We start from the raw sequence: 14,527 nt of genomic DNA on the forward strand, positions 1-14,527 counted from the left end.
CATTGAAGCCGATGAACCGAACGATCGGTCGGTAGGGGAGTCCGGATGACGGCAGTGACTGCGGATGCGTACGAGGCGGCGTTCGACGCTGCCGTGGCCGCGGACGAGCGGATCGAGCCTCGTGACTGGATGCCGGAGGCGTACCGCGCGACGCTGGTCCGCCAGATGGCTCAGCACGCGCACTCGGAAATCATCGGCATGCAGCCCGAGGCGAACTGGATCACGCGTGCGCCGTCGCTGCGCCGTAAGGCGATCCTGATGGCCAAGGTTCAGGACGAAGCCGGCCACGGCCTCTATCTGTACAGCGCCGCCGAGACGCTGGGCACCAGCCGCGACGAGCTGCTCGACAAGCTCCACACCGGCCGCCAGAAGTACTCCTCGATCTTCAACTACCCCACCGTGACCTGGGCCGACGTCGGCGCGATCGGGTGGCTCGTGGACGGGGCGGCGATCACCAACCAGGTGCCGCTCTGCCGCTGCTCCTACGGGCCCTACGCCCGTGCCATGGTGCGGATCTGCAAGGAGGAGTCGTTCCACCAGCGTCAGGGTTACGAGCTGCTGCTCACCCTGTCCCGTGGGACGCCCGAACAGCACGCGATGGCACAAGACGCGGTGGACCGCTGGTGGTGGCCGTCACTGATGATGTTCGGCCCGCCGGACGACGCGTCGGCACACTCGGCACAGTCCATGGCCTGGAAGATCAAGCGCCACTCGAACGACGAACTGCGCCAGCGTTTCGTGGACATCTGCGTCCCCCAGGCCGAGTCCCTGGGTCTCACCCTCCCCGACCCGGATCTGCGGTGGAACGAGGAGCGCGGACACCACGACTTCGGCGCCATCGACTGGGCGGAGTTCCAGGCCGTCCTCAAGGGCAACGGCCCCTGCAACGAACAGCGGATCAACCAGCGCCGGCGAGCCCACGAAGAGGGAGCCTGGGTCAGGGACGCCGCCGCCGCTTACGCGGAGAAGCACCAGGCAGCACAGCACACCGAGTCCGTGGAGGCGACGGCATGAGCAGCTCGACCGAATGGCCGCTGTGGGAGGTCTTCGTGCGCTCGCGCCGCGGGCTGTCCCACACCCACGCAGGAAGCCTGCACGCGCCCGACGCGGAAATGGCACTGCGCAACGCCCGTGATCTCTACACCCGCCGAAGCGAGGGAGTGTCGATCTGGGTGGTGCCCTCCACCTCGATCACCGCCTCCTCACCGGACGAGAAGGACCCCTTCTTCGAACCGTCCGCGGACAAGCCGTACCGGCACCCCACCTTCTACGAGATCCCGGAAGGGGTGAAGCACCTGTGAGCGCGACTCCCACGGCGCAGCCGGTCCCGACGGTGACCTCGGGCACGGAGCCCACCGCTTCCGGGGTGCCCGCCGTTGCGGCGCTGGCGCTCGGCGACGACGCCCTGGTGCTCTCCCACCGGCTGGGGGAGTGGGCCGGACACGCACCGGTCCTCGAGGAGGAGGTCGCCCTCGCCAACATCGCCCTCGACCTGTTGGGGCAGGCGCGCGTACTGCTGTCCCTCGTGGGCGACGAGGACGAGCTGGCGTTCCTGCGCGAGGAGCGCTCCTTCCGCAATCTCCAGCTGGTCGAGCAGCCGAACGGCGACTTCGCACACACCATCGCCCGTCAGTTCTACTTCTCCGTCCACCAGCACCTCCTCTACGGGCAGCTGGCGGCCACAGACGGCCCCTTCGCCGGGCTCGCCGCCAAAGCGGTCAAGGAGGTCGCCTACCACCAGGACCACGCCGAGCACTGGATCGCGCGGCTCGGCGACGGTACGGCGGAGAGCCATGAGCGGATGCAGCGCGCCTGTGATGCGCTCTGGCGGTTCACAGGCGAGATGTTCGAGCCGGTGGAAGGCCTCGAGGTGGATCTGATGGCCCTCGAAGCGCGCTGGCTCGAGCGCGTCACGGCCGTACTGGAGCGCGCCACGCTCACCGTGCCCTCCGGAGCCCGCACGGGCGCCTGGTCGGCCGGAGCGGGGCGCCAGGGCCTCCACACCGAGTCGTTCGGGCGGATGCTCGCCGAGATGCAGCACCTGCACCGCAGCCACCCGGGGGCGTCATGGTGACGGGAACAGCCGGGAAGGCCGGCGCCGACACGGCGCTGGAGGCGGAGCTGCGCAAGCTGGCGGGTTCGGTGCCCGACCCGGAGCTGCCGGTCCTCACTCTTGAAGATCTGGGTGTCGTCCGCGGTGTGCGCCTGCTCGGACCCACCAGTGTCGAGGTCGACCTGACACCGACGTACACAGGGTGTCCGGCCATCGAGGCGATGACGTCGGACATAGAGCAGGTTCTCCGCAAGCACGGGATGGCGGAGGTCTCGGTGATCAAGGTCCTCTCCCCGGCCTGGTCGACCGACGACATCAGCGCCGAAGGCCGCCGGAAGCTCGATGAGTTCGGCATAGCGCCGCCTCGTCCCCATGCGGCGGACGGTCCCGTGCCGCTCACGCTCTCGGTGCGCTGCCCCCACTGCGGCTCCACCGACACGGAACTGCTGAGCAGGTTCTCCTCCACGGCCTGCAAGGCCCTGCGCAGGTGCGTCACCTGTCGCGAACCTTTCGACCACTTCAAGGAGTTGTAGATGTTCCATCCGCTCCGGGTCGGCGCGGTCGAACGGCTCACGGACGACTCGGTGGCTGTCACCTTCGACGTGCCGCTCGAACTGCGCGAGGCCTTCCGGCACACCCCCGGCCAGCACATCACGCTGCGTCGGCTCGTGGACGGTGCGGAGATCCGCCGCACGTACTCGATCTGCTCCCCGGCCGCTCCGGCCGGCGGCGCCCCCGTGCTCCGCGTCGGGATCCGGCTGGTCGACGGCGGCGAGTTCTCGACGTATGCCCTCAAGGAACTGTCCGTCGGTGATGTCGTCGACGTCATGCGTCCGGCAGGCCGGTTCCTGTTCCCGCCCCGGCCGGGCCACTTCGCGGCCGTGGTGGGCGGCAGTGGCATCACGCCGGTGCTGTCGATGGCGGCCACACTGCTGGCGACGGAACCCGAGGCCCGCTTCTGCCTCATCCGCAGCGACCGCACCGCGGCTTCCACCATGTTCCTCGAAGAGGTGGCGGACCTGAAGGACCGCTTCCCGGACCGCTTCCAACTGGTCACCGTGCTCTCCCGCGAGGAGCAGCAGGCTGGTCTGCCGTCGGGCAGGCTCGACCAGCAGCGGCTGACCGGCCTCCTCCCCGCGCTGCTTCCGGTCGCGGAGGTGGACGGTTGGTTCCTGTGCGGACCGTTCGGGCTGGTCACCGCCGCCGAACGGGCGCTGCGCGGGCTCGGGGTGGACCGCGGCCGCATCCACCAGGAGATCTTCCACGTCGACGACGGCTCCGCGCCGACTCGCGCCGCGATGGCCGCGCCTGCCCACGCCTCCCTGACCGCGACGCTCGACGGCCGGTCGGGGAGCTGGCCGGTGCAGGAAGGGGAGTCCCTCCTGGAGACGGTGCTCCGCAGCAGGGCGGACGCCCCGTACGCCTGCAAGGGAGGCGTGTGCGGTACATGCCGGGCGTTCCTGGTGTCGGGCGAGGTCCGTATGGACCGCAACTTCGCGCTGGAGCCGGAGGAGACAGAAGCGGGCTATGTCCTGGCCTGCCAGTCCCATCCCGCCACCGCGAAGGTGGAGTTGGACTTCGACCGCTGACAATCCCGTACCGCTGACACCGGTGGCATACGGCTGACACGGCGCAAGGACGCGCCCACGCCCCGCCCGGGAGGTCCATCGTCAGGGTCCTCCCGGGCTCCGCACTCATTCCCTTCCTGTCCGGCCTGACCTATCTTGACGGTCCGTCAGATATGGGTCGTTGGAAGGATCGGGCAGTGGACTTCACCTTCACCGAGGAACACCTGGCAGCGGCAGAGGCGGCGAAGGCCGTGTTCTCGGCAGTGGCGCCCGACGCGGTACCGAGCCCCGCGATGACCGCCGGCGCGGTCGCAGAGGAGCTCGACCGTGGTCTGTGGGCCCGGCTTGCCGACTCCGGCCTGCTGGGGCTGATGCTGTCACCGGAGCACGACGGCGCCGGTCTCGACCCCATCGCGCTCTGCCTGGTCCTGCGCGAGTCCGCCAAGGTACTGGCACGCGTGCCCCTGCTCGAGACAAGCGCCGTCGCCATGGCCGTGGAGCGCCACGGCAGTGCCGAGCTCCGCGAAGAGCTGCTCTCCCGCGTCGGAAGCGGCGGCCTGGTCCTCACAGCCGGAGCCGGCGGCCGCACAGGTCACGACGCCGCCGAGCTCGCCGTCACCGCACACCGTGAGGCCGGGTCGACCAACAGCTGGATCCTCGACGGGGCGCAGACTGCGGTGCCCTGGGCACACTGCGCGGACCATGTCGCCGTCCCCGCCCACACCAGCGGCGGCCAGACGGTACTTGCCCTCGTCCCCCGGACCCACGACGGTCTCACCTTGGCCGAGCAGATCTCCACCAACGGCGAGCGCCTGGCGGAGGTCCGCCTCGACGGTGTGCGCATCGACGACCACCGTCTGATCCACGACAAGCAGGCCTGGGAGTTTCTCCGCGGCCTTCTCACCACGGGCACCTGCGCCCTGGCGCTCGGCCTCGGTGAGCAGGTGCTGGCCATGACCGGCGAATACACCGGCAGGCGTGAGCAGTTCGGCTTTCCGGTGGCCACGTTCCAGGCCGTGGCCGTACAGGCCGCCGACCGGTACATCGACCTGCGCGCCATGGAGGCCACCCTCTGGCAGGCCGCCTGGCGGATCGGCACCGGCTCCGGAGGAGCACTGCCTCCCGCGGGCGACATCGCGGTGGCCAAGATCTGGGCGTCCGAAGGGGTGCGGCGCGTGGTGCAGACCGCTCAGCATCTGCACGGCGGGTTCGGCGCCGACGTCGACTATCCGCTCCACCGCTACCACGCCTGGGCGAAGCAGCTCGAGCTCTCACTCGGTCCCGCCGCCGCCCACGAGGAGGCTCTGGGCGACCTTCTCGCCGCCCACCCGCTCGACTAGACGCCCGGCGGCGGCCGACCGCCTGTCCGCCGGGCCGCAGTCGGTCAGAGCACGAAGGCGGGGCTGCCGTTCTCGGTGACCATGGGGCGTCCCGCCCCGTCCCAGGCGAGCATGCCCCCGTCGACGTTCACCGCGTCGAGGCCCTGCTGCACCAGGTACTGCGTGACCTGCGCGGAGCGACCGCCGACCCGGCACATCACAAAGGCGCGGCGCCCGTCGGCCAGCGCCTCCGTCACCTGCCCGAACCGGGCCACGAAGTCGCTCATCGGCACGTGCAGCGCGCCTTCGACATGCCCGGCAGCCCACTCGTCGGTCTCCCGGACGTCCAGCACCAAGGCGTCGTCCGGTACCGCCGCGGCTTCCACGGAGGGCAACGGGGCGAAGTTCATGGGTGATGCCTTCTCTCTTACGTGTGGGGGCCGCCCCGTTCCGCAGCGGTCCGGTGCGGGATCCCGACTGCCGAGGGCTCCGGAAAACCTACTGCACGAGCGCGGCCAGCTCGGCCTCACGCTCGGCCACCTGCGCCAGCAGTTGCTCGGCGATCTCCTCCAGCAGCCGGTCAGGGTCGTCGGGCGCCATCCGCAGCATCGCGCCGATCGCGCTCTCCTCCAGCTCCCGGGCGACCACGGTCAGCAGTTCCTTGCGCTGCGCCAGCCACTCGAGCCGGGCGTAGAGCTCTTCACGCTCGCTGGGCCGGGGGGCGGCCGGCGTGGGGCCGGCGGCCCATTCCTCCGCCAGCTCCTTCAGCTTCGCCGCGTCACCGAGACCGTAGGCGGCGTTCACGCGCGCGATGAACTCGTCGCGCCGTGCCCGCTCCGTCTCGTCCTGTGCCAGGTCCGGATGCGCCTTGCGGGCCAGCTCGCGGTAGAGCTTGCGTGCCTCTTCGCTCGGCCGGACCCGCTTCGGCGCCTGCACGGGCTGATCGGTGAGCATGGCCGCGGCCTCGGGGGAGAGGCCCTCGGAGTCCATCCAGTCGTGGAACAGCTCATCGACGCCGGGCATCGGAAGCACCAGGGCACGCGCCTCCTGCGCCTTCCGCAGATCCTCCGGATCACCGCTGCGCGCCGCCCTGGCTTCGGCGATCTGCGCGTCCAGCTCGTCCAGCCGCGCGTACATCGGTCCGAGCTTCTGGTGGTGCAGCCGCGAGAAGTTCTCCACTTCCACCCGGAACGTCTCCACCGCGATCTCGAACTCGATCAGCGCGTGCTCTGCCGCCCCCACTGCCTTCGCCAGCCGCGCCTCGGGCCGGTCCTGCTCGGCAGTCTGTGCGGCCTGCTGCACAGACTGGTCGTCGTCGTTGTGGGTCGTCGGTCCCCCGGCGGCATCCTGAGTCACCGCTCCAGCCTACGGGCGTGGCCGACCCCGTTGTCACACACCCAGCTCAGCGGCTGTCCGGCCGCTCTTGATGGCTGTCAGCAGGTCCGCGTGGTCCGCTTCCGTACGGTCCGCGTACGTCACCGCGAACGCGGCGACCGCCTCGTCGAGCTCCTCGTTCCTGCCGCAGTACCCGGCGAGCAGCCGGGGATCCGCGCTGTGGGCGTGGGCACGGGCGAGCAGCGCCCCTGTCATCCGGCCGTAGTCGTCGAGCTGGTCGGGGGTGAGAGCCGCGGGGTCGACGCTGCCCTTGCGGTTCCTGAACTGCCGCACCTGAAAGGGGCGCCCCTCCACCGTCGTCCAGCCCAGCAGGCTGTCGCTGACGACCTGCATCCGCTTCTGTCCCTGCACCACCCGGCGCCCTTCGTGCTCCGGGTCCGGCGCCGGGAAGCCGACGGACGCAAGGTGAGGGAGGAGCGCCGAGGCACGGGCTTCCTTCACCTGCAGCACCAGCGGATCGCCGCGGTGGTCGAGGAGGAGCACCACGTACGAGCGCGTCCCCACGCTGCCGGTCCCCACCACGCGGAAGGCCACGTCGTGTATCGCGTAGCGGGCGAGCAACGGACGACGGTCCTCCGCGACGGTGGTCAGATACTCACCGAGTGAGGCCGCGACCGCTGCCGCTTCCTCGTCCGACACACGGCGCAGGACCGGCGGTGCGTCCACGAAGCGCCGCCCCCCGGCGTCGTCGCCCTCCCCTACAACCTCGGTCGACCTGGCCGCGAAGCGGGCACTGGTGTTGTTGCGGGCCTTTGCCGCGACCCGCTCCAGCGTGCCCAGGAGGTCCCGCGCGTCCGTGTGCGAGACGAGTTCTTCGTCAGCGATGGCGTTCCACGCGTCCAGGGCCGGCAGCTTGGAGAGCAACCTCATGGTTCGGCGATAGGCGCCCACGGCGTCGAAGGCCGCCGCACGGCAGGAGTCCTCGCTGCCGCCCCCCACCCGGCCGGCCAGCACCAGGGACACCGCGAGCCGCTTGAGGTCCCACTCCCAGGGGCCGACGACAGTCTCGTCGAAGTCGTTGAGGTCCATCACGAGCCGGCCGCGGGCGTCGCCGTAGAGGCCGAAGTTCGCGGCGTGGGCGTCACCACATATCTGTGCGCCGATGCCGGTGACGGGCGTGCCCACCAGGTCGTGGGCCATCAGGCCGGCCGCACCCCGCAGGAAGGCGAACGGGGAGGCCGCCATCCGCCCCACCCGTATCGGAGTGAGCTCAGGCACACGTCCGCGGCTCGACTCCTCCACCGCCTGCACGGCGTCGGGACGCCCCGCAGGAGGCTGGAGCTGGCCGTGCGAGGACCGTGGCACTTTCTTACGCAGCGCCTTTCCTGCGTCCTTCGGAGATGTCACGCCGTCCGACGCCTTACGGGGCGCGAAGCCCGGCACCACGGGGATACGCGAACTCGGCGCCCCGCCGGAACCGGCGGAGGCTGCGCCGCCTTGGCTCTTCCCGCCGAACTCCGACCGCTGATCCGACACCGTCGCCATGATTTCGCTCATGCCCGCGGCCTCCCCCGGCGACGTGCGCCATCAACATCAAGTGCCCTGACGGTACCGCCGTGTCCCGACGGCCGTCTGCCCCTGTGGAAAACCCCCGGTACTCGCCGAGCGGTCAGGGGGGAGCTGATCAGGAGCAGTTGCCGGCCGGCGGTCGTTCCACGTGAAACGTCACCGGGCCCCCGGCGTACCGACGTACGCGTCCCGGCCCGTACGGAGGCATGAGAAAAGGGTCTCCACCAGGACTTTCGTCCGGTGGAGACCCTTCTCCGCTGTGCGCGAGGGGGGAGTTGAACCCCCACGCCCTTTCGGGCACTGGAACCTGAATCCAGCGCGTCTGCCTATTCCGCCACCCGCGCATTGGGTGTTGTGCTCGAGTGCCTCACCTGTTCGGTGCGACCCCCTGGCGACATGCAGAAGATTAGCACGCTGCACAGGGTGGATTCACATCCGTTTGTTTGGGTGGCCCGGCGAACGAACAGGGAACGAAGCGAGCGGTCGGGAACGAACGGCGGCGCCCCCCACTCCTCCTGTATGCACCGCGGGTGCGGGACACTGTCAGGAGGCCGCCTCTACGATCCGGTGTGAGAGGTGACACTCATCGACGGGGCAGACAAGGGGAACCAGCCGATTTCCCGACGCGTGGATACGATCAGTAAGCAGTACCAGGACGACAGCAACGGAGGAGGTGCCCCATGGGAGTCCTGAAGCGTTTCGAGCAGCGTCTCGAAGGTCTGGTCAACGGCACCTTCGCCAAGGTGTTCAAGTCCGAGGTCCAGCCTGTCGAGATCGCGGGCGCCCTCCAGCGGGAGTGCGACAACAACGCGACGATCTGGAACCGCGAGCGGACCGTCGTCCCCAACGATTTCATCGTCGAGCTCAGCACGCCCGACTTCGAGCGCCTGAGCCCGTACTCGGGCCAGCTCGGCGACGAGCTCTCCGGCCTGGTCCGTGACTACGCCAAGCAGCAGCGCTACACCTTCATGGGCCCGATCAAGGTCCACCTGGAGAAGGCGGACGACCTCGACACGGGTCTGTACCGGGTACGCAGCCGCACACTGGCGTCGAGTACGTCACAGGCCCCCGGCGGCCGGCCCGGCGGGGGTCCCCAGGCAGTGGCCGGCCCCGCCGGCGGCTACGGTTATCCCCCGGCCGGTGCTCCTCCGATGCCGGCCGCACCACCTCCCGGCATGTCCGCGGGTCCGCGTCCCGGCCCCGCTGCGGGCCAGCGCGCAGCCGGCCCGGGCGCCATGCCGAACACACAAGTACGACGCTGGATCGAGATCAACGGCACACGCCATCAGATCTCCCGCCCGACGCTGGTGCTGGGTCGCAGCACCGACGCCGATGTGCGGATCGACGACCCCGGCGTATCGCGCCGGCACTGTGAGATCCGGACCGGAACGCCCTCGACGATCCAGGATCTCGGGTCCACCAACGGCATCGTGGTGGACGGGCAGCACACCACCCGCGCTACGCTCCGCGACGGCTCGCGGATCGTCGTGGGCAGCACCACCATCGTTTACCGGCAAGCCGAAGGGTGAAGCGGGGGCAATGTCAGAGCTGACCCTGACGGTCATGCGGCTAGGTTTCCTGGCCGTTCTGTGGCTGTTCGTCATCGTGGCCGTCCAGGTCATTCGCAGCGATCTGTTCGGTACGCGGGTGACGCAGCGCGGTTCGCGCCGCGGCGCCGACGCGCGTCCGCAGCAGCCGCGCCAGAACGCCGCGCCGCCGCAGCAGCGCCAACAGGCCGGCGGCCGCCAGCGGCGGGGGGCACCCACCAAGCTGGTCGTGTCCGAAGGCACACTCACAGGCACCACCGTCGCCCTCCAGGGCCAGACCATCACCCTGGGCCGGGCGCACGACTCCACGATCGTGCTGGACGACGACTACGCGTCCAGCAGGCATGCCAGGATCTACCCGGACCGTGACGGCCAGTGGATCGTCGAGGATCTCGGGTCCACCAACGGCACATATCTCGACCGGACCCGACTCACCACCCCGACACCGATTCCGCTGGGCGCGCCGATCCGCATCGGCAAGACCGTCATCGAGCTGCGGAAGTAGTACGACAATGAGCGAGCGGAGCGAGCGAGCCGCAGCGGTCCCCACCGGCGACCGGCACGGGCTCCCGACCGGAGGGTGGGCAGTGTGGCTCGAGACCGGCTGGCGCGACAGTCGACCGGCGAGCCGACGGGTGAGGTGCGCATGAGTCTTTCTCTGCGTTTCGCCGCCGGATCGCACAAAGGCATGATCCGCGAGGGCAACGAGGACTCCGGTTACGCCGGCCCCCGTCTGCTGGCCATCGCCGACGGCATGGGTGGCCAGGCGGCCGGCGAGGTCGCCTCCTCCGAGGTCATCTCCACGCTCGTCACCCTCGACGACGACGTGCCCGGCTCCGACATCCTCACCTCGCTGGGCACCGCCGTTCAGCGTGCCAACGACCAGCTCCGGATGATGGTCGAGGAGGACCCGCAGCTCGAGGGCATGGGCACCACGCTCACCGCCCTGCTGTGGACCGGCCAGCGGCTCGGCCTCGTCCATGTCGGCGACTCCCGCGCGTACCTGCTGCGCGACGGGGTGCTGACGCAGATCACACAAGACCACACCTGGGTGCAGCGGCTCGTGGACGAGGGCCGGATCACCGAAGAGGAAGCCACCACCCACCCGCAGCGCTCTCTGCTGATGCGGGCGCTCGGCAGCGGCGACCACGTGGAGCCCGACCTCTCCATTCGCGAGGTCCGCGCCGGCGACCGCTATCTGATCTGCTCCGACGGGCTGTCCGGCGTGGTCTCCCACCAGACGATGGAGGAGACGCTCGCCAGCTACCAGGGCCCGCAGGAGACAGTGCAGGACCTGATCCAGCTCGCCCTGCGCGGCGGCGGTCCCGACAACATCACCTGCATCGTCGCCGACGTCCTCGACACCGACTCGGGCGACACCCTGGCCGGCCGTCTCAGCGACACCCCCGTCGTCGTCGGCGCGGTCGCCGAGAACCAGCACCAGCTGAACGACGGCGGCGCCATGCAGACCCCGGCCGGCCGCGCCGCCGGTCTGGGACGCCCCTCGGCACCGGAGGCCCCGGGCGGAAGCTTCGGCCCGCCCGGATCCGGCGACGGCGGCTACGGCGGCATGCCCCCAGAGGGCAGCTTCGGCGCCTACACGGACGACGACTTCGTCAAGCGCGGCGGCCGCAAGTGGCTGAAGCGCTCGCTGTACACCGTTCTCGCCCTGGCGGTCGTCGGCGGCGGTCTGTACGGCGGCTACCGCTGGACCCAGACCCAGTACTACGTGGGCACCAAGGGCGAGCACGTGGCCCTGTACCGCGGCATCAGCCAGGACCTCGCCTGGCTGTCGCTCTCGGAGGTCGAGAAGGACCACCCCGAGATCGAACTCAAGTACCTACCGCCCTACCAGCGCAAGCAGGTCGAAGCGACGATCACCGAGGACAGCCTCGTCACGGCCCGCACGAAGATCGACGAGCTCGCCAGGCAGGCAGGCGCCTGCAAGAAGAACGAGGAGCGCCGCGAGGCGGCCGATCGCGCGAGCACCCCGCCTCCGGGCGAGGGCGAGGCCGGCGGCACTGCCGGGACGCCCACCACCCAGGGCGCAAAGACCAAGCCGACCGCAGCCTCTCCCTCCCCGGGTCCCACCCTCTCGGAGGAGGAGCAGAAGCTGGCCTCGAACTGCGGCAAGCAGTAATCGTCCGTAGGGGCCTTCTCCACCATGAGCGTTGTCACCAACACGACCACGATCGGCGCGATCGACGCACCGAGCCGGCGGAACACCGAGCTGATGCTGCTCGGTTTCGCCGTCGCCATCCCGGTGTTCGCCTACATCAACGTCGGCCTCGCCCTCGACGGCGAGCTGCCGGCGGGCGTCCTCGGTTACGGCCTCGGCCTGGGCCTGCTCGCAGGCGTGGCCCACCTCGTGGTGCGCCGGTTCGCGAGGTACGCCGATCCGCTGATGCTGCCGCTGGCCACACTGCTGAACGGCCTCGGCCTGGTGCTCATCTGGCGGCTGGACCAGTCTCCCCGGCTGCTCGCGCGCAGCGACTTCGCCCCGCAGGCCACCAACCAGCTGATGTACTCGGCACTCGGCATCGCGCTGTTCGTCGGTGTGCTGCTGGTCATGAAGGACCACCGGGTCCTCCAGCGCTTCACGTACATCTCGATGGCGGTCTCCATCGTCCTGCTGTTGCTTCCGCTCGTGCCGGGGCTCGGCGCGGACGTCTTCGGTGCCAAGATCTGGATCCGGGTGGGCGGCTTCTCCATCCAGCCCGGTGAGTTCGCGAAGATCGTGATCGCGGTGTTCTTCTCCGGCTACCTGATGGTGAAGCGTGACGCGCTCGCCCTCGCCAGCCGGCGGTTCATGGGGCTCTACCTGCCGCGCGGTCGTGACCTCGGGCCGATCCTCACGATCTGGGCGATGAGCCTGCTCATCCTGGTCTTCGAGAACGACCTCGGCACCTCCCTGCTGTTCTTCGGCATGTTCGTGATCATGCTGTACGTCGCCACCGAGCGGACCAGCTGGATCGTCATGGGTCTGCTGATGTCCGCGGGCGGAGCCGTCGTCGTCTCCTCGTTCGCCAGCCATGTCCAGTCCCGTGTGGCGGCGTGGCTCGACCCGTTCGGGTGCCTCGAGACGGCCCCTGAAGGCTCCAACATGCTGAACGCCTGCGACCAGATGACCCAGGTGCTGATGTCTTTCGGCGCCGGCGGAACGCTGGGTACCGGCTGGGGCCAGGGCAACTCCGACCTGATCGCCTTCGCCGCCAACTCCGACTTCATCTTCGCCACCGTCGGCGAGGAGCTCGGCCTGGCGGGCGTGATGGCGTTCCTGCTGCTGTACGGACTCATCATCGAGCGCGGTGTCCGCACCGCCCTCGCCGCACGCGATCCGTTCGGAAAGCTTTTCGCGATCGGCCTCTCCGGCGCGTTCGCGCTTCAGGTCTTCGTGGTCGCCGGCGGTGTGATGGGCCTCATCCCGCTGACCGGTATGACGATGCCGTTCCTCGCGGCCGGTGGTTCGTCCGTCATCGCCAACTGGGCGCTGATCGGAATCCTGATCCGTATCAGCGACACCGCGCGCCGCCCCGCGCCTTCCCCCGCACCGTCCCCTGACGCCGAGATGACCCAGGTGGTCCGACCGTGAACAAGCCTCTGCGCCGGATCGCGATCTTCTGCGGAATCCTGGTCCTCGCCCTGATGATCCGGGACAACTGGCTCCAGTACGTCCGGGCCGACGAGCTCAACGCGAACAAGTACAACAAGCGCGTCGAGATCGAGCGCTACGCGCACGAACGCGGCAACATCATCGTCGACGGCAAGTCGATCACCGGCTCCGTCGAGACGGACGACAACTACTACAAGTACAAGCGGACCTACACCAACGGGCCCATGTGGGCACCCGTGACCGGATACGCCTCGCAGGTCTTCGGTGCCAATCAGCTCGAGAAGCTCGAGGACGGCATCCTCAGCGGCAATTCGGACCAGCTCTTCTTCGACCGCACGATGGCGATGTTCACCGGCGACAAGAAGAAGGGCGGCAACGCCGTCACCACCCTCAGCGGCAAGGCTCAGGAAGCGGCCTACAAGGGACTCGGCGACAAGAAGGGCGCCGTCGCGGCGATCGACCCGAAGACGGGCAAGATCCTCGCCCTCGCCTCCACCCCGTCGTACGATCCCTCCTCCTTCGCCGGCCGTCTGGAGAAGGACGGGAAGGCGTGGACAGCGCTGACCAACGACCCCGACAAGCCGATGCTCAACCGGGCGCTGCGCGAGACGTACCCGCCGGGCTCCACGTTCAAGGTGCTCACGGCCGCCGCCGGACTGGAATACGGTGCGGTCAAGGACATCAACGCGCCCACGGACACGCCCGAGCCGTACATCCTCCCCGGCACCAGCACCCCGATGGTCAACCACGCCAGTGGTTGCGAGGACGCCACCCTGAACAGGGCCATGGAGGTCTCCTGCAACTCCGTCTTCGCCAAGCTGGGCGATGACGTGGGCCGCGACAAGATGGTCGAGATGGCGGAGAAGTTCGGCTTCAACAACACGGAGATCGACACTCCGATCCGTGCCGCCGCCTCCGTCTACGACAAGACGATGAGCCGCGACGGCAACGCGCAGTCCTCCATCGGCCAGTTCAACACCGCCGCCACCCCGCTCCAGATGGCCATGGTCACCGCGGCGATCGCGAACGACGGCAGGCTGATGAAGCCGTACATGGTCGACAAGCTGGTCTCCCCCGACCTGGACGTCATCCAGCAGAACGACCCTGAGGAGATGAGCCGGCCGATCTCCGCGGAGAACGCCCAGCTTCTCCAGCAGATGATGGAGAACGTCGTCGAGAACGGCACCGGCGGCAACGCGGCCATCGACGGCGTGAAGGTCGGCGGTAAGACCGGTACGGCGCAGCACGGTGAGAACAACAGCAAGAACCCGTACGCCTGGTTCATCTCGTACGCCAAGACGGACAACGGCTCGCCGGTCGCCGTCGCGGTCGTCGTCGAGGACAGCAACGCCCGCCGTGACGACATCTCGGGTGGCGGCCTCGCCGCCCCGATCGCCAAGGCCGTGATGCAGGCGGTGCTGGGCGACAGGCAGTGACGAGGATCACTCCCGGCCTCCATACCTGCACATTGCGATACCGGTCGGGTATCAGCTGCCGATTGCGGGCGGATCAAGTACGGCGTG

At 69.3% G+C, this 14,527-nt stretch carries 14 protein-coding genes and 1 tRNA gene; 11 read left to right on the forward strand and 4 right to left on the reverse strand.

Annotated elements, in window-relative coordinates:
• Positions 1-45 precede the first annotated feature (45 nt).
• From paaA to GLX30_RS17660, 6 genes are all read left to right on the forward strand, one after another.
• The gene (paaA, locus tag GLX30_RS17635; protein WP_159689701.1) at positions 46-1,014 is read left to right on the forward strand and encodes a 1,2-phenylacetyl-CoA epoxidase subunit PaaA; all 969 of its coding nucleotides are present in this window, start codon (positions 46-48) and stop codon (positions 1,012-1,014) included.
• Positions 1,011-1,301 carry a 1,2-phenylacetyl-CoA epoxidase subunit PaaB gene (gene paaB, locus GLX30_RS17640; RefSeq protein ID WP_159689704.1) on the forward strand — a complete coding sequence of 97 codons (291 nt, stop codon included), beginning with the start codon at positions 1,011-1,013 and terminating at the stop codon, positions 1,299-1,301. The genes paaA and paaB overlap by 4 nt, the downstream gene beginning before the upstream one ends.
• A gap of 32 nt (positions 1,302-1,333) precedes the next feature.
• Complete coding sequence (paaC, locus tag GLX30_RS17645) at positions 1,334-2,074, forward strand: 1,2-phenylacetyl-CoA epoxidase subunit PaaC (RefSeq protein ID WP_159695097.1); 741 nt, start codon at positions 1,334-1,336, stop codon at positions 2,072-2,074.
• Complete coding sequence (paaD, locus tag GLX30_RS17650; protein ID WP_159689707.1) at positions 2,068-2,586, forward strand: 1,2-phenylacetyl-CoA epoxidase subunit PaaD; 519 nt, start codon at positions 2,068-2,070, stop codon at positions 2,584-2,586. Before paaC ends, paaD begins: the two co-directional genes overlap by 7 nt.
• Entirely contained in the window at positions 2,587-3,642 is a 1,056-nt protein-coding gene (locus GLX30_RS17655; RefSeq protein WP_159689710.1) for a 2Fe-2S iron-sulfur cluster-binding protein, read from the forward strand. It abuts the gene before it with no gap.
• 176 nt (positions 3,643-3,818) lie between these two features.
• Entirely contained in the window at positions 3,819-4,961 is a 1,143-nt protein-coding gene (locus GLX30_RS17660; RefSeq protein ID WP_159689713.1) for an acyl-CoA dehydrogenase family protein, read from the forward strand.
• 44 nt (positions 4,962-5,005) lie between these two features.
• On the opposite strand, the gene GLX30_RS17665 is transcribed toward GLX30_RS17660, so the two are convergent.
• From GLX30_RS17665 to GLX30_RS17680, 4 genes are all read right to left on the reverse strand, one after another.
• The gene (locus GLX30_RS17665) at positions 5,006-5,350 is read right to left on the reverse strand and encodes a rhodanese-like domain-containing protein (RefSeq protein WP_159689716.1); all 345 of its coding nucleotides are present in this window, start codon (positions 5,348-5,350) and stop codon (positions 5,006-5,008) included.
• Between the two features lie 88 nt (positions 5,351-5,438).
• Positions 5,439-6,296, reverse strand: coding sequence for a hypothetical protein (locus GLX30_RS17670; RefSeq protein WP_159689719.1), 858 nt, complete (start codon positions 6,294-6,296; stop codon positions 5,439-5,441).
• Positions 6,297-6,329: 33 nt separating this feature from the next.
• Positions 6,330-7,832 carry a DUF2252 domain-containing protein gene (locus GLX30_RS17675; RefSeq protein WP_167306836.1) on the reverse strand — a complete coding sequence of 501 codons (1,503 nt, stop codon included), beginning with the start codon at positions 7,830-7,832 and terminating at the stop codon, positions 6,330-6,332.
• Positions 7,833-8,104: 272 nt separating this feature from the next.
• A tRNA-Leu gene (locus tag GLX30_RS17680) sits at positions 8,105-8,188 on the reverse strand.
• A 336-nt stretch (positions 8,189-8,524) separates the two neighbouring features.
• Between GLX30_RS17680 and GLX30_RS17685 the strand changes: the two genes are divergently transcribed.
• The 5 genes from GLX30_RS17685 to GLX30_RS17705 all read left to right on the forward strand — a co-directional run bounded on the left by GLX30_RS17685 (position 8,525) and on the right by GLX30_RS17705 (position 14,440).
• Entirely contained in the window at positions 8,525-9,373 is an 849-nt protein-coding gene (locus GLX30_RS17685) for a DUF3662 and FHA domain-containing protein (protein ID WP_159689722.1), read from the forward strand.
• A gap of 10 nt (positions 9,374-9,383) precedes the next feature.
• The gene (locus GLX30_RS17690) at positions 9,384-9,896 is read left to right on the forward strand and encodes an FHA domain-containing protein (RefSeq protein WP_005314841.1); all 513 of its coding nucleotides are present in this window, start codon (positions 9,384-9,386) and stop codon (positions 9,894-9,896) included.
• 141 nt (positions 9,897-10,037) lie between these two features.
• Complete coding sequence (locus tag GLX30_RS17695) at positions 10,038-11,531, forward strand: Stp1/IreP family PP2C-type Ser/Thr phosphatase (RefSeq protein ID WP_159689724.1); 1,494 nt, start codon at positions 10,038-10,040, stop codon at positions 11,529-11,531.
• Positions 11,532-11,555: 24 nt separating this feature from the next.
• The gene (locus GLX30_RS17700) at positions 11,556-12,983 is read left to right on the forward strand and encodes an FtsW/RodA/SpoVE family cell cycle protein (protein ID WP_159689727.1); all 1,428 of its coding nucleotides are present in this window, start codon (positions 11,556-11,558) and stop codon (positions 12,981-12,983) included.
• Positions 12,980-14,440 carry a penicillin-binding transpeptidase domain-containing protein gene (locus GLX30_RS17705; protein WP_159689730.1) on the forward strand — a complete coding sequence of 487 codons (1,461 nt, stop codon included), beginning with the start codon at positions 12,980-12,982 and terminating at the stop codon, positions 14,438-14,440. The genes GLX30_RS17700 and GLX30_RS17705 overlap by 4 nt, the downstream gene beginning before the upstream one ends.
• The last annotated feature ends 87 nt before the right edge of the window (positions 14,441-14,527 follow it).

It is taken from the genome of Streptomyces sp. Tu 2975, from assembly GCF_009832925.1.
GTDB lineage: Bacteria > Actinomycetota > Actinomycetes > Streptomycetales > Streptomycetaceae > Streptomyces.